General features: G+C 71.5%; 15 protein-coding genes. 5 read left to right on the top strand and 10 right to left on the bottom strand.

The features are described 5' to 3' along the window. Positions 1 to 5: 5 nt before the first annotated feature. The 3 genes from ABT254_RS22160 to ABT254_RS22150 form a co-directional block, all read right to left on the bottom strand. A complete protein-coding gene (locus tag ABT254_RS22160) occupies positions 6 to 1,265 on the bottom strand; it encodes an MFS transporter (RefSeq protein WP_351472618.1) in 1,260 nt (419 codons plus the stop codon). A 1-nt stretch (position 1,266) separates the two neighbouring features. Continuing rightward, positions 1,267 to 2,565, bottom strand: a complete 1,299-nt coding sequence (locus tag ABT254_RS22155; protein ID WP_351472616.1) for an ATP-grasp domain-containing protein — start codon at positions 2,563 to 2,565, stop codon at positions 1,267 to 1,269. A 75-nt stretch (positions 2,566 to 2,640) separates the two neighbouring features. Next, complete coding sequence (locus ABT254_RS22150) at positions 2,641 to 3,093, bottom strand: pyridoxamine 5'-phosphate oxidase family protein (RefSeq protein ID WP_351472613.1); 453 nt, start codon at positions 3,091 to 3,093, stop codon at positions 2,641 to 2,643. Positions 3,094 to 3,254: 161 nt separating this feature from the next. On the opposite strand from ABT254_RS22150, the gene ABT254_RS22145 reads away from it, so the two are divergent. Beyond that, entirely contained in the window at positions 3,255 to 4,136 is an 882-nt protein-coding gene (locus ABT254_RS22145; protein WP_351472610.1) for a LysR family transcriptional regulator, read from the top strand. A 31-nt stretch (positions 4,137 to 4,167) separates the two neighbouring features. On the opposite strand, the gene ABT254_RS22140 is transcribed toward ABT254_RS22145, so the two are convergent. From ABT254_RS22140 to ABT254_RS22130, 3 genes are read right to left on the bottom strand one after another with little or no spacing between them, the layout of a single operon-like run. Next, positions 4,168 to 5,022, bottom strand: a complete 855-nt coding sequence (locus tag ABT254_RS22140) for a transglutaminase family protein (protein ID WP_351472607.1) — start codon at positions 5,020 to 5,022, stop codon at positions 4,168 to 4,170. 1 nt (position 5,023) lies between these two features. Then, positions 5,024 to 5,956 (bottom strand): alpha-E domain-containing protein, encoded by a 933-nt coding sequence (locus ABT254_RS22135; protein ID WP_351472604.1) that lies wholly within the window; start codon positions 5,954 to 5,956, stop codon positions 5,024 to 5,026. Continuing rightward, a complete protein-coding gene (locus tag ABT254_RS22130; protein ID WP_351472601.1) occupies positions 5,953 to 7,497 on the bottom strand; it encodes a circularly permuted type 2 ATP-grasp protein in 1,545 nt (514 codons plus the stop codon). The genes ABT254_RS22135 and ABT254_RS22130 overlap by 4 nt, the downstream gene beginning before the upstream one ends. A gap of 267 nt (positions 7,498 to 7,764) precedes the next feature. Between ABT254_RS22130 and ABT254_RS22125 the strand changes: the two genes are divergently transcribed. Beyond that, positions 7,765 to 8,811, top strand: a complete 1,047-nt coding sequence (locus ABT254_RS22125; protein WP_351472598.1) for a helix-turn-helix transcriptional regulator — start codon at positions 7,765 to 7,767, stop codon at positions 8,809 to 8,811. On the opposite strand, the gene ABT254_RS22120 is transcribed toward ABT254_RS22125, so the two are convergent. Together ABT254_RS22120 and ABT254_RS22115 are read right to left on the bottom strand one after the other, a co-directional pair. After that, a complete protein-coding gene (locus ABT254_RS22120) occupies positions 8,774 to 9,754 on the bottom strand; it encodes a LuxR C-terminal-related transcriptional regulator (RefSeq protein ID WP_351472595.1) in 981 nt (326 codons plus the stop codon). The genes ABT254_RS22125 and ABT254_RS22120 overlap by 38 nt on opposite strands. Then, complete coding sequence (locus ABT254_RS22115; RefSeq protein WP_450748116.1) at positions 9,751 to 10,788, bottom strand: helix-turn-helix transcriptional regulator; 1,038 nt, start codon at positions 10,786 to 10,788, stop codon at positions 9,751 to 9,753. Before ABT254_RS22115 ends, ABT254_RS22120 begins: the two co-directional genes overlap by 4 nt. Before the next feature lie 333 nt (positions 10,789 to 11,121). On the opposite strand from ABT254_RS22115, the gene ABT254_RS22110 reads away from it, so the two are divergent. Continuing rightward, positions 11,122 to 11,418: a (2Fe-2S)-binding protein gene (locus tag ABT254_RS22110; RefSeq protein ID WP_351472880.1), complete on the top strand. Its 297-nt coding sequence runs from the start codon at positions 11,122 to 11,124 to the stop codon at positions 11,416 to 11,418. A gap of 175 nt (positions 11,419 to 11,593) precedes the next feature. On the opposite strand, the gene ABT254_RS22105 is transcribed toward ABT254_RS22110, so the two are convergent. Continuing rightward, positions 11,594 to 12,007: a pyridoxamine 5'-phosphate oxidase family protein gene (locus ABT254_RS22105; RefSeq protein WP_351472589.1), complete on the bottom strand. Its 414-nt coding sequence runs from the start codon at positions 12,005 to 12,007 to the stop codon at positions 11,594 to 11,596. A 129-nt stretch (positions 12,008 to 12,136) separates the two neighbouring features. On the opposite strand from ABT254_RS22105, the gene clpB reads away from it, so the two are divergent. Together clpB and ABT254_RS22095 are read left to right on the top strand one after the other, a co-directional pair. Next, complete coding sequence (gene clpB, locus ABT254_RS22100; RefSeq protein WP_351472587.1) at positions 12,137 to 14,734, top strand: ATP-dependent chaperone ClpB; 2,598 nt, start codon at positions 12,137 to 12,139, stop codon at positions 14,732 to 14,734. Positions 14,735 to 14,981: 247 nt separating this feature from the next. Further along, positions 14,982 to 15,515, top strand: a complete 534-nt coding sequence (locus tag ABT254_RS22095) for a type III secretion system chaperone family protein (protein ID WP_351472584.1) — start codon at positions 14,982 to 14,984, stop codon at positions 15,513 to 15,515. Positions 15,516 to 15,546: 31 nt separating this feature from the next. Here ABT254_RS22095 and ABT254_RS22090 read toward each other — a convergent pair whose 3' ends face one another. Next, positions 15,547 to 16,662: a mannosyltransferase family protein gene (locus ABT254_RS22090; protein ID WP_351472581.1), complete on the bottom strand. Its 1,116-nt coding sequence runs from the start codon at positions 16,660 to 16,662 to the stop codon at positions 15,547 to 15,549. Between the last annotated feature and the right edge of the window lie 156 nt (positions 16,663 to 16,818).

Below are 16,818 nucleotides of genomic sequence, written 5' to 3'. Positions count from 1 at the left end.
GTCCGTCAAGAAATTTCGGAAGGCAATGTACGGCTATTGTTGCGCGGGGATGAATTCCACCTCGACGGCAATATGGAATTCATTCGTCCACTGATGCGCCGGTCGCCCAGCACCCCCGCGAGGGCGAAAACCGTCACGGCGCAGCCGGCGCCCAGCAGCGTCCGCGGGCCCAGGCCCATCAGACTGCCCGCGAGGGCGGTGCCGGCCGAGGAGACGGCCATCTTGAGGGCGCCCATGGACACGTACACCTGGGCGCGGGCCTCCGCGGGCGCATACACGGCGCGCACCGCGAGCGTCGCCGTGAACAGCAGGGCACTGGCCACGCCCGTGGCGGCGAAGGTCACCACGGCGACCGCGTAGCCGGGCGCCACGGCACAGCAGGCCACCGCGGTCGCGCTCACCGCGACCAGCACGGTCGACGTCCGCTCCGGCTCGCCCCGCAGCGGCACGATGCCGGCCACGACCGACCCCGCGAGATAGCCGAAGCCGTAGACGGCGGCCAGTGCGGCACCCGCGTCGGGGCTGCCGGTGAGCCGGTGCCCGAGCGTGGTCGCCACGACCGTGATGCCACCGGCGACCAGCGCGGTCAGCGCCATCGCCAGCATCACGCGGCGCAGCGGGCCGACGGTCGCGATGATCCGGAAGGTCTGCCGGACCCGCAGCGGGCCCGCCGGGCCCTTCGCGGGCGGGGCTCCGACGGGCAGTGTCAGCACGGTGAGCGCGGCCGTCGCCGCCGCCCCGCCCAGACACAGCACCCCGGCGCGCGCACCCAGCGCGGCTCCGACCGCGCCCACGGCCGCGGGCCCGAACGTGTTGCCGATGCCGTACGTTGCCGAGTCCCAGCCCTCCGCCCGGCGCCGCCCCCGCTCGTCCCAGCCGTCCACGGCGGCGAGCCGGCTGCTCAGTCCGCCCGTCACCAGCGGCCCGCACAGCCCGGCGACCGTGACGAGTCCGGCCACGGCGAGGATCGGGACGCGCCCGAGCAGCGCCGCGGCCGCGGCCAGCGCGAGACCGAACACCACGAAGGAGACGGCCAGGACCCGACGGCCGTCGCGGGCCCGGTCCAGCACACCCGCGAGCCAGGGCCCCGCCACATAGGGCGCGGTCAGAAGCGCGGCGAGCAGACCGCCGAGGGCCGCACCGCCCGATCCGCCCGTGCGGACGGTCAGGGTGAACAGGCCGACGGCCGCGCCGCCGCTCGCGGTGCGCACCAGGGAGGCGGTGAGGAGATAGCGGACGAGGGTGGTGCCGCGTGAGGCGCCCATGTCAGCCGCCGCCCCGCGCCTCGGCCACCGCCGTCAGCGTGAACCCGAGCCGTTTCTCGATGTCCCGCCGCACCGCCGCGACCTCCTCGGCGGCCCGGTCGGCGTCGTCGCCGACCACCCGGACCATGCCGAAGGTGTCGAAGTTGCCGTTCATCGCCCGCAGCCGGGCCCCGGGTTCCGCGCGGCTCCAGCCGGAGTGCAGGCGCGGCCGGAACTCCTCGAACCAGTCGGCCGGCAGATCCCGTGGGACGACGGCGTCCTGCGCGGCGGCCAGGAAGGTGTGGCTGGCCGCCCGGCGCCACGGCAGCGGGTGCTCGGGCGCGGGCGCACCCAGGAACAGATCGACCAGGATCTCGAAGACGTTGTGGTCGGTGGCCATCCGCACCGAGTCCGGCAGTGAGCCCCCGGAGATGCGCGGATTGGCCTCCACGAGCCGGAAGCCCTTCGCCGTACGCATGACTTCGACGTGGAAGATGCCGAGGTCCAGCCCGAGGACCTCGCAGACGCGGGCCGCGTACAGGCCGAGCTCGGCCTCCTCGGCCGCGGGCAGCCCCGACGGGACCGTGCAGCCGAGCTCAAGCACCGGGTTGTCGCGGCCCATCTTGCGGCCGACCGCCACCAGCGGGGTGAACCGCTCCTCGTCCGCGGCCACTTCGACCGAGTACAGCTCGCCGACCGCCAGCTCCTCGACGATGTACCGCTCGTCCAGCTCGGCCGCCAGGCCCGGCTGCATCGACCGCAGCTCCTCGGCGGCGGCGGCGAAGTGGGCGCGCAGTCCGTCCGGCGTCTCGACGATGCTGGTGACGGCCTTGCCGACGCCCGACACCGGCTTGATCACCACCGGGTAGCCGATGGCCGCCGCGGCCTCAAGGGCCTCGGGCAGTGTGGTCACCACCGCGAATCCCAGGCTCGGCACGCCCGTCTCCCGCAGGATCTCCCGGCAGCGGCCCTTGTCACGGGCGGCGGCGACGGCCTCGTACGGGGTGCCGCGCGCCCCGAGCCGCTCGGCGAGCCTGGCCGCACTGAGCACGCACAGGGACAGGGTGGACAGGACGGCGTCCACGTCCCCGCGCCCGATGCCGTGCTCACGCAGCAGCCCGAGGAGCCGGCCGACGTCCTGGAGGTCGTCCGAGTGGATGGTCCGGTCGGCGAGTTGCTCGGCCTGCGCGCGCTCGGCGGGCGGGGTGACGAAGTCGTACAGCGGTGAACGCAGCAGGGTCACTTCGTGACCGAGCCGCTTGGCGTGCGCGACGGACTGGACGCCCAACGCGGTGATCTCGACGAAGACGAGGTGGGCCACGCGTGCTTCCCCTCTGCTGGGGTGGTGATGGGTGTGGGGAGTGGCCGGGGAGGGGACACAGGCCCTGGCACGGGCTCAGGACGCGCCGCGGGAGAGCCAGTGCTCGGGCCGGACCCGGATCAGCACCGACCCGGCGGTCCGCCCGGCGCTCGCCTCGACGAACGCGTCGCCCGCCGCCGCCCCCAGATAGCGGTGCGCCAGCGACCGCCGCTCGTCGAGCGTGGCCGGGGCGCGGAACTCCACCACAGGGCCCTCGACGCTGACGTACGTGCGCGGCGGTTCGGTCCGCTGCACACACAGGGAGACCCGGCCGTGCCGGCGCACCAGGGCGGCCTTGCGGCTGTCCAGCGCGGTGATCAGTGTGATGTCGCCGCCGGGCGTGTAGCCGTACCAGAGCGGTACGGACAGCGGGCCGCGCCCGGGCTCGCCCGTGATGCTGATGACGGCGATGTGCGGCTCGGCCAGGAACGCCTCGCGCTCCGCCCGCGTCATGGCACGCACCTGCTGGTCCTTCCCCCGCTCACTCATGTCGTCCCAGCGTGCGGGGCACCTCGGCACAGGTCCAATACAGGTTTTCTCGCCGCCGATCAGCCTTGTTTATCGGGCCCTGCTCAGGCGATGTATGTACAGGCCATGAACTGTCCGCCGGGCGGCCCGTACCGCCGTCCCGCGGTGCCTACGATGCCCGTATGGAACTGCGCCGCCTGAGGTACTTCGTGGTGCTCGCCCGACACCGGCACTTCGGGCGGGCCGCCGCGGAGCTGAGCATCGCGCAGCCCGGGCTGAGCCAGCAGATCAAGGTGCTGGAGCAGGAACTGAAGGTGTCCCTGCTCGACCGGGGCCCGCAGGGCGTCACCCTCACCCCGGCAGGCCGGGCGCTGCTGGAGGGCGCCGAGCCGCTGCTCGGCGCGGCCGACGAACTGGGCGAGCGGGTGCGGGCGGTGGCCGACGGCACCCACGGCAGGCTCCGCGTCGCCTACTCCCGCTCGGGCGCCGACGACCGCATCACCGATGTGATCCGCCGCTTCCGCAAGGACCACGAGGACGTCCAGGTGTCGGTGACCACCGGCATGTCGTCCTGGTGCCTGCGCCTGCTGCGGGACGGCGGCCTCGACGCCGCCTTCGTCCGCGGGGTCATCCGCGAACCGGGCGTCACCGCCGCCGTCGTCGCCGAGGAGGAGGCCGCGGTGATCCTCCCGGCCGACCACCCCCTCGCCGCCCGCGACCGCCTCACCCGCGGCGACCTGCGCGGCCTGCCGGTCGTGCTGTGGCCGCGGGAGGCGGGACCCACGCTGTACGAGGAGCTCGTCGCCGACGTCTGGCCTGACGGACCCCCGCACCTCGCCGCCGAGGAACCGGACTTCGAGCAGGTCGTCGCCGCCGTCGCCGAGGGCACGGGCGTCTCCGTGATGGACCTCGGGCGCGCCCGCAAACTCTGCCCGCCCGGGGTCGTCATCCGTCACTTCGCCGAGCACCCGCCCCGCTACGCCGTCTCCTTCGCCCACCGCACGGACGACCCGAACCCGGTGCTGGCCAGGTTCGCGTCGTACGTACGGCAGACGCCCCGATAGGGGGCACGGCAGGGTTTCAGCCCACTGCTGTTCACCCCACCCGCGTGAACACCACCGACACCTCCGGCGGGCCGCCCGCCACACCCCGGTAGATGCCCTTGTGCGGGGTGACGTCGTCGTAGTCGCGGCCGCGGGCCACCACGACATGGGACTCGTCGGCACGGGTGCGGTTGGTCGGGTCGTAGCCGCACCAGTCGCCCGCCCAGTACTCGATCCAGGCGTGGCTCTGCCCGGCGACGGGCCGGTGGAGCTCGGCCTCGCGCTCCGGGTGGAGATAGCCGGAGACGTAACGGGCCGGCAGGCCCACGCCCCGCAGCAGCGCGACGGTGAGATGGGTGATGTCCTGGCAGACGCCCGCGCCCTGCTCCCAGGCCTCCGCGGGCGAGGTGTTCACGCTGGTGGCGCCGGGCAGGTACGACACCCGGTCGGCGACCAGGGCGGAGACCGCGACCGCCGTCTCGTGCGGATCGAGGCCGGCCGCCGCCTTCCGGGCCTTCTTCACCAGCTTCGCCGGAACCGTCGTACGGCCGGTGGGGCTCGCGAACTCCAGCAGACGCGAGTTCGCGATGCGTTCGGCCACCTCGGCCCAGGCGGGCGCGGGCGGCAGCGCCTCCGGAGGGGAGGTCTCGACCAGGCTGGAGGCCGTGATGGTGAGGTCGCCGTGCGGGTCCATCAGGTCGAAGCCGGTGACCTGGGTGCCCCAGTAGTCCCAGTACGACCAGGTGGAGGTCGTGGGGTTGACGGTGACCCGCGCGTCCAGGGTGGTCTGGCCCGGGAGCGTCAGCGGGGTCATGCGGACCTCGTTGTGCGAGGAGGCCGCGGGCTGGGCGTAGGAGACCCGGGTGGTGTGCTCGATACGGAGGCGGCGTACGCGTTCGGCGGTCATCTCACGCTCCTTCCTGGGCCCACTCGATGGGCCCCTGGTACGGGAAGAACCGCTCGGCCACCGCGTCCGCGGACGCCATGCAGGCCTGCTGCAGGTCGCCGAGGAGCACGGGCAGCTGGTTCTCCAGAGCGTGCGTGTCCAGATATTCGAGGCGGGTGCGGAGCCTGCCGATGGGGCGGCGCGCGGGGTCGTGGCGGGGGCGGCCGAGCGCGGTGAGGCACTCCTCCGCCGTGGTCAGCGCGTGCAGCGCCGAGCGCGGGAAGTCCCGGTCCAGGAGCAGGAATTCGGCCACCCGCGGGGTGTCGCCGAAACCGCCGTACACCCGGGCATACGCCTCATCGGCCCCCGAAGCGCTCAGCAGCGTCGGCCAGTCGGGCGCGTGCACGGCGTCCAGCACACGCACCGACAGCAGCCGTACGGTCATGTCCACCCGCTCCAGGCTGCGGCCCAGCACCACGAACCGCCAGCTGTCGTCCCGGCTCATGGTGGAGTCGGCGAGCCCGAAGAAGAGCGCGGCCCGGCGGCGCACCAGCTCCAGATAGGCGTACGGGCCGGTACGGCGGGCCGCCATCCGCTGGTCGGCCAGCGCGTGCCAGGTGGAGTTGAGGCACTCCCACATCTCGGAGGAGATCGCCTCACGGGCGCTGCGCGCGTTCAGCCGGGCGGCGCCGAGGGCCCCCTCGATGGAGCCCGTGGAGCGGGCGTCGAAGGCCAGCTGGTCCAGGACCTGCTGCATGTCGCAGGGCCCGGCTCCCGCGTCCATGCCGAGGATCGCGTACAGCGACCGGCAGGCCGCGTCCTCGTCGCGCCAGGGGTCCTCCAGCATACGGTGCAGATACGCGTCGAGGATGCGGCCCGTGGCGTCGGCGCGCTCGACATAGCGCCCGGTCCAGGTCAGGGCCTCGGCTATCCGGGACAGGATCACGTCGTTCACTGCTGCTGGGCCCCTTCCTGTACGACGGCGCGGGAGCCGTCGGGTCCGAGCCGGCGCGGGGCGACGGAGGGCAGCACGGCGGCCGGTTCGGGCGCCGGCTGCTCCGCGGGGCCCTCCGCGATCACCCAGGTGTCCTTGGAGCCGCCGCCCTGGCTGGAGTTGACGATCAGGTTGCCCTCCTGGAGGGCGACGCGGGTCAGCCCGCCGGGCAGCACCCAGACATCGTTGCCGTCGTTCACGGCGAACGGCCTGAGGTCGATGTGACGGGGTGCCAGGCGTTCGCCGGCGAGGGTGGGGGAGGTGGACAGGGCGACGGGCCGCTGGGCGATGAAGCCGCGCGGGTCGGCGGTGACGGCTTTGCGAGTGCGTTCCAGGGTGTCCTTGTCGGCCTTCGGGCCGATCACGATGCCCTGCCCTCCGGCGCCGTCCACGGGCTTGATGACCAGCCGGTCGATCTGGTCGAGGACCGCCTCCAACTGCCCGGGCTCATCGGGCCGGTAGGACTCGACATTGGGGAGGATCGGTTCTTCGGAGAGGTAGTAGCGGATGAGATCCGGGACATAGGTATAGAGCAGCTTGTCGTCGGCGATCCCGTTGCCCACGGCGTTCGCGAGTGTGACGTTGCCCGCCATGGCGGCGCCCATGATGCCGGGGCAGCCGATCACCGAGTCGGGGCGGAAGTGGAGCGGGTCGAGGAAGTCGTCGTCCAGGCGCCGGTATACGACATGGACGGGCACCTCGCCGCGCGTGGTGCGCATCCACACGCGGTTGTTCCGGCAGACCAGATCGTGCCCCTCGACCAGCTGCACGCCCATCAGGCGGGCCAGCAGCGCGTGTTCGAAGTAGGCGGCGTTGCTGGGGCCCGGCGTGAGGACCACGACCCGCGGGTCCTGCACCCCGCCGGGGGCGGCGGCCCGCAGCGCGGCGAGCAGCTTCTGCGCGTACCCGTCGACGGGCACCACGTGCTGTTCCGCGAACAGGGACGGGAAGATCCGGGTCATCGCCCGGCGGTTCTCGATGACGTAACTGACCCCGCTGGGGACCCGCACATTGTCCTCCAGCACCCGGAAGTCCCCGGCCTCGTCGCGCACGAGGTCGATGCCCGCGACGTGGATGCGGACGCCGCCCGGTGGCTCGACGCCCTGGGCCGCCCGGTGGAAGTGCGGGGAGTTCAGCAGCAGCCGCCAGGGCACCACGCCGTCCTCGAAGGCACGGCAGTGCCCGTAGGCGTCGGCGAGATAGGCCTCGAGGGCCCTGACTCTCTGGCTCACCCCGCGTTGTATGAGATCCCATTCGAGGGCGTCGAGGATGCGGGGCACCAGGTCGAGCGGCCAGGGCCGCTCCTCGCCCGCGAAGGCGTAGGTCACGCCGCGGTCCGTGAACGCCCGGGCCATCTGGTCGGCCCGGAACCGGAGTTCGCTCGGCTCGATGGGCTGTAGTGCCGCCAGCACCGGCTCGTAGGCGGTCCTGACCTCACCCGGCCGCTCAAACATCTCGTCCCACGCGTCGGCCAACGCGTATGCGTCAAATATGTCCGCCATGAGGGGACGTTAGAGGCGGGGTGTAACGAGGTGATCACTGGCTCATTTCCGGGAGCTTGCGCGGCTCTTCGCGGGTTGTCGCCGGCCTGCCCCGCCGGTTTTCCGCAGCCGTGTGGTGCCTGCCCGGGCCCGCGCGGCGGAGCCGCAAACCGACACGGGCCCGCCCCTTACGGGGCGCTCGGTTCGGGCCGAGCCGTGTTGCGGAGCTGGTCCGGGCCGCGCATAGTTGCGCTGCGACAGACGGTGGAACCGGGGGTGGGATGGGCGATGGCCGGGCGCGGGACGGATGAGCATCCGCACGGTGCCGACCGGCTGTGCGACGCCGGGGACCGCGTGTACTCCCGGGCCGTACGGCGGGGCCGGGTGGCGCGCCGGGACGCCGAACCGGTGCCCTGCCTGCTGGAGCTGGCCCTGCTGCACCCGGACCCCGACGACATGGACTGGCTGGTCCCGACGTCCCCGCAGGAGGTCATGACCAGACTGCTGCGCGGAGTGTACGACGAGGTCAGCGCGAGCCAACGGCGGGTGGGCGCGGCGGTCGCAGCCGTCGAGCGGTACGCGGGCCTGGGCCCCGCCACGCAGACGGGCCCGGGCGCCGGGGAGGGCGCTGCGATCCGCGTCCTCGACGGACTCTCCCGCATCCAGGACGCCATGGACAAGGCGACGGAGGCGTGCACCACGGAGGTCCTCACCGTCCAGCCCGGCGGCATCCGCCCCGAGCACGAGCTGACCGAGGGGCTGCACCGGGCGCTGGCGCTGCGCGGACGGGGCGTACGGATGCGCGACCTGTACACGCATGTGGCCCGGCACGGGCAGGGGCTGCTCAACTACCTTGAACTGATGGGCGGTTCTGTCGAGGCCCGCACCCTCGACGAGGTCATCGACCGGCTGATCCTCTTCGACCGCACGGTGGCGTTCATCCCGGCGAACGCGGACCGCACCCTGGCGCTGGAGCTGCGCCACCCGGCGCTGGTCGAGTACCTGGTCACGGTCTTCGAACGGCTGTGGCGCCTGGCGATCCCGCTGACCGCGCCACTGCCCGACACCGGCATCGAGGGCATCTCGCACCGCGAGCGGTCCATCGCGGCGCTCCTTGCGGAGGGCCACCAGGACGCGGTGATCGCGGAACGGCTCGGCATAAGCGTGCGCACCTGCCGTGCCCATATCGCGCGGCTCTCCGAGACCCTAGGCGCGGCCAGCCGCACCCAACTCGGCGTCCGCATCGCCCAGGTGGGCCTCGACGGCCCCCGGCACCCGGCGGACGTCGGCTCGTCGGTCACTCTTCCCGGTCAAGAATCCCCGACTGTCCGATGAGATAGCCGAGCTGCGCCCGGCTCTCGCTGCCCAGGGTGGCCGCCAGTTTGGCGATGTGGACGCGGGCGGTGCGGATGTTCATGCCGAGGCGGTCGGCGATGACGGCGTCTGTTCGGCCTTCGACGAGAAGGGTGGCTATGGCGCGTTGGCGGGGGGTGATGCCGTCCAGGGAGGGGGCCTGCACGTTTTCGGGATACATCGGGACGGCCAGGCGCCACAGCCGGTCGAAGGCCGTGACGAAGAACGAGATCAGGGCCGGGTGACGGACCTCCAGGGCGAGCGAGTGGTCCGTGGCGGCGGGTACGAAGGCCACGGTCCGGTCGATGACGAGCAGCCGGTCCGTCACCTCGTCCAGGGTGCGTGCCTCGACGTCGCCCGCCAGCTGCTCGTGGCGGGCGCGGACCGAGGGCGCGTGGCGCAGCGTGTGCTGGTAGAGGGTGCGGATGCGGCCGCCGCGGTCCAGCAGGACCTGGTCGCGGGCCAGGGCGGCCGCGCGGCGCTCGGCGGAGATGCGGGTGTGGGTGGTGTGCGGCTGGATGGCGAGGAGTTCGCCGGAGGCTTCGGAGACGGCCTGGTCGAGAGCGTCGTTGATGCGCGTCAGCCCGCTGAGGACCCTGAGCGTCGGGGTGTCCGTCGTTCCCGCGCCGCGGTCGCCGATCCGCAGCAGCGACTCGAACGTCTCGGCCAGCCGTTCACCGCGCCGCCGCTCGTCCGCGATGCGGTCCTCCGAGACCCGCAGCAGCCGGCGCAGTGCGACCGCCGGGGCGACGGGTTCCAGCCAGTCGAGGTCCTCGACCGTGGGGTGCAGCAGCCCGAAGTCCACCAGACAGGGCGCCGGGCCGGCCTCCTCGGCGCGGACCCTGCCTTCCTTCACCGCCCGCTCGTACAGCCGTGTCCCGGCGGCACACAGCTCCTCCACGCCGTGCGCATGCGCCCCGGTCACGGGTGGTCCTCTCCCTCCGGTATCGGCTGGTCCGAGTTGAGGATCCCCGACTGAGCTATGAGAAAGCCGAGTTGGGCACGGCTGCCACTGCCGAGGGCGGTCGCCAGCTTGGCTATGTGGGCTCGGCAGGTGCGTACGTTCATGCCGAGGCGGCGGGCTATCGCCTCGTCGACGTGACCCTCCACGAGGAGTTTGGCGATGGAGTGCTGGATGTCCGTGATGCCGTCGGGAGCGGTTTCGTAGGGGGCGCCGGCACTCAGCGGGACGGCACGGCTCCACATGAACTCGAACACCTTGATCAGGTACCGGACGAGACCGGGATGACGGAGTTCGAGGGCGACTTGCCGGTCGTCGCGCGTGGGGATGAACGCGACGGTCTCGTCGCAGATGATGAGGCGCTCCACCAGCTCGTCGATGGTGCGGTACTCCGCCTTCCCGTCGGCGAAGTGGTCCACCCAGGCGAGCCGCTCCGGGCTGTAGCGGGCCGTGTGCTGGTAGAGGGTCCGGATCCGCACCCCACGTTCGATCAACGGCTTGTCGCGCTCCAGGGCTTCCATGAGCCTGCGCTCCGGGTGGCGTTGGCTCGGCTGGACGGTGAGCATCTCGTTCCGGCACTGCGAGATCGCCAGGTCGAGCGCCGCGTTGATGCGGTCGAGGCCCTCCAATACGCTGATCGAGTGAGTCGACGCCGTGACCTGGGCACTGAGAGCCATGAACGGCTCGAAGGCGTCGGCCATCTGGATCGACAGCTGCCGGCGTTCGGTGATTTCGCGTTCTATGGGATTGAGCCGCTGGGCCAGGGCGATCGCCGGAGGAACGGGGCGCAGCCAGTTCGCGTCGTCGGGATCAGGGTGGAGCAGGGCGAACTCCATCAGACAAGGGGCGGGTTCCACGTCCGCGCGGGCGATACGTCCCGTGCGAAGCGCGTTCGCGTAGAGACGACTCCCTTCCTCACACAGCTCCGTCACGGCGTGGGGATGCGTCGCTTTAGTCCGATTTGATTCCAAATCTCCACCCCCCAGGGTCCTGAACATGCAGGAACATGATGCACCGATCGTGTGGCCATGACGTGCCCGAATGAGCCATCGTCTTACTCGAGACGGGGGAAGAGGGGACCTTCAAGTGAGGACGAAGCCGACTATGGGTAAGAGAATGCTTCGCTCGGTGCTTGTCGCCGCCTTCTCCGCCGTTGTGGCCTTCGGAACGCTGAGTGGCCTTTCTGGCGCGAAGGGTGACGTGCGGGCGGACAGTGTCTGGTCGTTCACAGCCGCCAGCGCGGCTACGGATGGCACTCCTGTCCACGCGGACGACAGTGTGTGGAGCTGATCGTGAGCACCCCACCCGACGACCGCTCCTTCCGCCGCGAAATGGCCACGGCCTACCGCTCCGGCTGGCACTTCATCGATCTTGTCACCGCGATCCCCCACTCCGGTGACTCGCTGATGGTGACCGTCTTCGGTGAGCCGGTCGTCGTCACGCGGGACGAGGACGAGGACGTACGGGCGTACCGGTGTCTGCGGCGGCCTCGGGGGGCGCCGCAGCCTGTGCGATGTGCCATTCGGTACGGAATGATCTTTGTGAATCTCGACCAGCGAGACCACCGGCTGGTGGAACCGGAAACCCCCGATGTTCGGACCATCTCAGCCACCCCCCGCAGTGCCTGACGCGAATCCCCCGTCGTAACAGTTCGCTCAGGTGCTTCCCCCCGCAGCGGCGTCACCGTGACCTGAACACGGTGACGCCGCTGCAGTTTTGCGGGACATTTCCGGGTATCGGCATATCTGGCCGCAGACGAGTACTGGCCGAAAGCAGTCCCTGCCGTCACGGCGGCCGCAGCCGTCATACGAGGCCCATCGCCCGCGTCAGCTCGATCTCGATCACCACGCGTGACGGGTTCGGACCGGGCGTGCGCCGGTAGCGCTCGGCGTACCGCCGCACCGCCTCCGCGACCCGCTCCGGCTCGGTCCGTACGACGGCCAGACCCTCCAGCGTCGCCCAGCGCCGGCCGTCCACCTGGCACACGGCGACCCGGGCGCCCCCGTCGCCGGCGGCCAGCACGTTCAGCACCTTGGTGCTCGTCCTGTTCGTGATCACCCGAGCAAGGTCGGCGCCGGGATCGTATGTGACCCCGACGGGCACCACGTGCGGGCTGCCGTCCGCACGCTGGGTCGTCAGCGTGCACAGGTGCCGTTCCCGCCAGAAGTCGAGGTACGCGGCGTCGGGGGCACCCGGGTCCTGCGAATAGGTCGCCATGGCTCCGGAACTTAGCCCCCGGACTCTCCCGGGCGCCTACTTGAGTGGAATAGACTCAACTTTGTGTACGCTGACTGAGTCAGTACTGGACTTGTGGCGGACGGCTGACCTCAGGAGGAGAACGCGACAGTGGACGCCGAGCTGACCAACCGGAGCCGGGACGCCCTCAGGGCGGCCGAGCAGCGGGCCCTGACCGACGGGCACGCCGACCTCACCCCGGCGCACCTGCTCCTTGCCCTGCTCCAGGGCCAGGACAACGAGAACATCACCGACCTGCTGGCCGCCGTCGACGCCGACCAGGCGGCCGTACGCGCCGGCGCGGAGAAGATCCTCGCCGGGCTGCCCAGCGTGACCGGCTCGACCGTCGCGCCCCCGCAGGCGGGCCGCGAGCTGCTCGCCGTGATCGCGGACGCCGCCGAGCGGGCCAGGGACCTCGGCGACGAGTACCTCTCCACCGAGCACCTGCTCATCGGCATCGCCGCGAAGGGCGGCGCCGCCGGTGACGTACTGTCCGGGCAGGGGGCCGGTGCGAAGAAGCTGCAGGAGGCCTTCCAGAAGGCGAGGGGAGGACGCCGGGTGACCACAGCCGACCCGGAGGGCCAGTACAAGGCCCTGGAGAAGTTCGGCACGGACTTCACGGCCGCGGCACGCGAGGGCCGGCTCGACCCGGTCATCGGCCGCGACCAGGAGATCCGCCGCGTCGTGCAGGTGCTCTCGCGCCGTACGAAGAACAACCCGGTCCTCATCGGCGAGCCCGGCGTCGGCAAGACCGCCGTCGTCGAGGGACTCGCCCAGCGGATCGTCAAGGGCGACGTACCGGAGTCCCTCAAGGACAAGCGCCTCGTCGCGCTGGACCTCGGCGCGATGGTCGCGGGCGCGAAGTACCGCGGTGAGTTCGAGGAGCGCCTGAAGACCGTCCTCGCGGAGATCAAGGACTCCGACGGCCAGATCATCACCTTCATCGACGAACTGCACACCGTCGTCGGCGCGGGCGCCGGCGGCGACTCCGCCATGGACGCCGGCAACATGCTGAAGCCGATGCTCGCGCGCGGCGAGCTGCGCATGGTCGGCGCGACGACCCTCGACGAGTACCGCGAGCGCATCGAGAAGGACCCCGCCCTGGAGCGCCGCTTCCAGCAGGTCCTGGTCGCCGAGCCCACGGTCGAGGACACGATCGCCATCCTGCGCGGTCTGAAGGGCCGCTACGAGGCCCACCACAAGGTCCAGATCGCCGACAGCGCACTCGTCGCCGCCGCCACCCTCTCCGACCGCTACATCACCTCCCGCTTCCTCCCCGACAAGGCCATCGACCTCGTCGACGAGGCGGCCTCCCGCCTGCGCATGGAGATCGACTCCTCCCCCGTCGAGATCGACGAACTCCAGCGCGCCGTCGACCGGTTGAAGATGGAGGAGCTGGCGCTGGAGAAGGAGACCGACCCGGCCTCCCGCGAACGCCTGGAGCGGCTGCGCCGCGACCTCGCCGACAAGGAGGAGGAGCTGCGGGGCCTCACCGCCCGCTGGGAGAAGGAGAAGCAGTCCCTCAACCGCGTCGGCGAACTGAAGGAGAAGCTCGACGAACTGCGCGGACAGGCCGAACGGGCCCAGCGCGACGGCGACTTCGACACCGCCTCCAAGCTCCTCTACGGCGAGATCCCCACCCTGGAAAGGGACTTGGAGGCCGCCTCCGAAGCCGAGGAGGAGGCGTCCAAGGACACCATGGTCAAGGAGGAGGTCGGCTCCGACGACATCGCGGACGTCGTCGCCGCCTGGACCGGCATCCCCGCCGGCCGCCTCCTGGAGGGCGAGACGCAGAAGCTCCTGCGCATGGAGGAGGAGCTGGGCAAGCGCCTGATCGGCCAGCAGGAGGCCGTGCAGGCCGTCTCCGACGCCGTCCGCCGCACCCGCGCGGGCATCGCCGACCCCGACCGCCCGACCGGCTCCTTCCTCTTCCTCGGCCCGACGGGCGTCGGCAAGACCGAACTCGCCAAGGCGCTCGCGGACTTCCTCTTCGACGACGAGCGGGCCATGGTCCGCATCGACATGTCGGAGTACGGCGAGAAGCACAGCGTGGCCCGCCTGGTCGGCGCCCCGCCCGGCTACGTCGGCTACGAGGAGGGCGGCCAGCTGACGGAGGCGGTGCGCAGGCGCCCGTACTCCGTGGTCCTGCTGGACGAGGTCGAGAAGGCCCACCCCGAGGTCTTCGACGTCCTCCTCCAGGTCCTGGACGACGGCCGCCTGACGGACGGCCAGGGCCGCACGGTCGACTTCCGCAACGCGATCCTGGTGCTGACGTCCAACCTGGGCAGCCAGTTCCTCGTCGACCCGATCACCAGCGAGGCGGAGAAGAAGGAGCAGGTCCTGGAGGTCGTGCGGGCCTCCTTCAAGCCGGAGTTCCTCAACCGGCTCGACGACCTGGTCGTCTTCTCGGCCCTCACCAAGGACGAGCTCGGCCGGATCGCCCGGCTCCAGATCGACCGGCTCGCCAAGCGTCTTGCGGAGCGCCGGCTCACGCTGGAGGTCACCGACGCGGCCCTGGACTGGCTCGCCGTCGAGGGCATGGACCCGGCCTACGGCGCCCGGCCGCTGCGTCGGCTCGTCCAGACCGCGATCGGTGACCGCCTCGCCAAGGAGATCCTCTCCGGCGAGGTCAAGGACGGCGACACGGTCCGGGTGGACGCCTTCGGGGAGGGGCTGATCGTGGGGCCCGCGACCGGCAAGACGCTGTGACCGGCCAGGTGCCGCCGCACGGGCCCGCCACCTTCCGGTGGCGGGCCCGCCGCATGTCATACCTCGGTCATGGCGAGGTACACGGTGACGAAGAACCAGACGGCGAACACCAGACATCCCAGCCACAGGACCCACAGCAACCAGCGCAACGCTCTCGGTAGACGCACGGAGGGATCATCGCACCGGGTTGCCACCCCCCTCCCTGCATGGGGGAGGATGGCGGCATCCGTACGAAGGGAAAATCACGGTGAGCATCGACCCGTCCTCGATTCCGAACTTCGGGGGCCAGCCCGAGCCGCAGCCCCAAGGACCGGCGGGCCCCGTCGTCCCGGATCAGGACCTCGTGAAGCAGCTCCTCGACCAGATGGAGCTCAAGTATGTCGTCGACGACGAGGGTGACCTCGCGGCGCCGTGGGAGCAGTTCCGTACGTACTTCATGTTCCGCGGTGAGGGCGAGCAGCAGGTCTTCTCGGTGCGGACGTTCTACGACCGGCCCCACCAGATCGACGAGAAGCCGCAGCTGCTCGAGTCGATCGACGACTGGAACCGCCGCACCCTGTGGCCCAAGGTCTACAGCCACACCCACGACGACGGTACCGTCCGGCTGATCGGCGAGGCGCAGATGCTGATCGGCACCGGCGTCAGCCTGGAGCACTTCGTCTCGTCGACGGTCAGCTGGGTGCGGGCCGCCATCGAGTTCGACAAGTGGCTCATCGAGCAGCTCGGCCTCGAAGAGGAGATCAACGAGGCGGACGAGAAGCCCGGGGACGACGAGGAGTAGTCCTCCCGCCCGCTTCCACAGCGCGACAGCTCTACAGGGGCATCTGGGCGATCACGACCAGATACGCCCCGTATACGAACGAGAGCCCGGCCAGGGCGGCGACCACCACGGTCGCGTGCCACGGCCGGGCTCTCGCCGTGCGCACGAGGGCCTGGGCGAGGGGCAGCAGGAGCGGGAAGGCGGGGAGCAGGAAGCGTGGCTTCGACTCGAAGAAGCCGGAGCCGCCGAGGGCGATCAGCAGCAGCACACCGCTGTGGACGAGGAGCGGGAGCGGGGCGCGGTCGGCGAGGAGGAGGGCGTACAGCACGACGCCCGCCGCCACGATCACCATGGTCATCGGGAAGACGAACCGGTCCCCGTGCAGCAGCAGGTGCTTCACGAACCGGAGCGAGCCCCGCCCGAAGTCGAACCGGGAGCCCCACTGCCGCTGCACCGCGAAGTACCCGCCGAGCAGATTCCTCTCGTGCCGCCCGACCCACAGGATGTACGCCATCCACCCGGTCGGGGCGAGCGCGGCGCCCGTCCACAGCCTGTGGGAAACCTTGCGGCGCTCACGAAGGCACCGCCACACCTCGCAGGCCGCCGCCGCGAGCACCGCCGCGGCGACCGCGAACCCGTTGGGCCGGGCCAGCCCCGCGAGCGCCGCCAGCGACCCCGCCCACAGCCAGCGCCCGGTGAGCACCGCGTACAGCGACCAGGCGGCGAACGCGGTCAGCAGGGGCTCGGTGTACGCCATGGACAGCACGACGGAGTGCGGCAGCAGCGCCCACAGCAGCACCAGTGCGAACGCGACGGCCCGGCCGTGCAGCCGGGCACCGATCGCGTAGATCCCGCAGGCGGCCACGGCGGCCGCCGCCCAGGACACCACCAGCCCGGACGCGCCCCCGCCCAGCGGGCTCACGGCGCGCACCGCCCGCACCAGTGCCGGGTAGAGCGGGAAGAACGCCATGTCGCTGAACATGACCCCCGTCCGGGGGTGCTGGATGCGGCCGTACCCGTGGGCGGCGATCCCCAGGTACCACACGGAGTCCCAGGACCGCCCGAGCAGCCCGAGGGCGTCCCGGCCGGTCGTCGCCCGGGCCACCAGGGCGAGCGTGGCGACACCGAGCAGCCGTACGGCGAGGAACAGACCGAGCGCGGTGGCCATGGCTGCCACCCGGGTCGCATGGACACGACCCCGGGCGGCAGGCTCCGCGACGGCGGAACGAGTGAGGGGGCTGGCGTGGGTCACACCGGCACAGTGCAGCGTGAACGGGGACCGCGCGAGCGCTGGGCGTCCGGCCGGGTACGGTTTCGGGGCGCT

It is taken from the genome of Streptomyces sp. NPDC001137, assembly GCF_040298885.1.
Lineage (GTDB): Bacteria > Actinomycetota > Actinomycetes > Streptomycetales > Streptomycetaceae > Streptomyces.
The sequence above is the reverse complement of the archived record's forward strand: the minus strand, read 5'-3'. Positions and strand labels throughout refer to the sequence as shown.

What these genes read in the sequence shown, in the direction of transcription:
- ABT254_RS22160 (WP_351472618.1), bottom strand. Translation starts at nt 1,265, where the DNA reads ATGGGCGCCTCACGCGGCACCACCCTCGTCCGCTATCTCCTCACCGCC.
- ABT254_RS22090 (WP_351472581.1), bottom strand. Translation starts at nt 16,662, where the DNA reads ATGGCCACCGCGCTCGGTCTGTTCCTCGCCGTACGGCTGCTCGGTGTC.
- ABT254_RS22150 (WP_351472613.1), bottom strand. Translation starts at nt 3,093, where the DNA reads ATGAGTGAGCGGGGGAAGGACCAGCAGGTGCGTGCCATGACGCGGGCG.
- ABT254_RS22125 (WP_351472598.1), top strand. Translation starts at nt 7,765, where the DNA reads ATGGCCGGGCGCGGGACGGATGAGCATCCGCACGGTGCCGACCGGCTG.
- ABT254_RS22145 (WP_351472610.1), top strand. Translation starts at nt 3,255, where the DNA reads ATGGAACTGCGCCGCCTGAGGTACTTCGTGGTGCTCGCCCGACACCGG.
- ABT254_RS22130 (WP_351472601.1), bottom strand. Translation starts at nt 7,497, where the DNA reads ATGGCGGACATATTTGACGCATACGCGTTGGCCGACGCGTGGGACGAG.
- ABT254_RS22105 (WP_351472589.1), bottom strand. Translation starts at nt 12,007, where the DNA reads ATGGCGACCTATTCGCAGGACCCGGGTGCCCCCGACGCCGCGTACCTC.
- ABT254_RS22110 (WP_351472880.1), top strand. Translation starts at nt 11,122, where the DNA reads ATGGCCACGGCCTACCGCTCCGGCTGGCACTTCATCGATCTTGTCACC.
- ABT254_RS22140 (WP_351472607.1), bottom strand. Translation starts at nt 5,022, where the DNA reads ATGACCGCCGAACGCGTACGCCGCCTCCGTATCGAGCACACCACCCGG.
- ABT254_RS22115 (WP_450748116.1), bottom strand. Translation starts at nt 10,788, where the DNA reads ATGTTCAGGACCCTGGGGGGTGGAGATTTGGAATCAAATCGGACTAAA.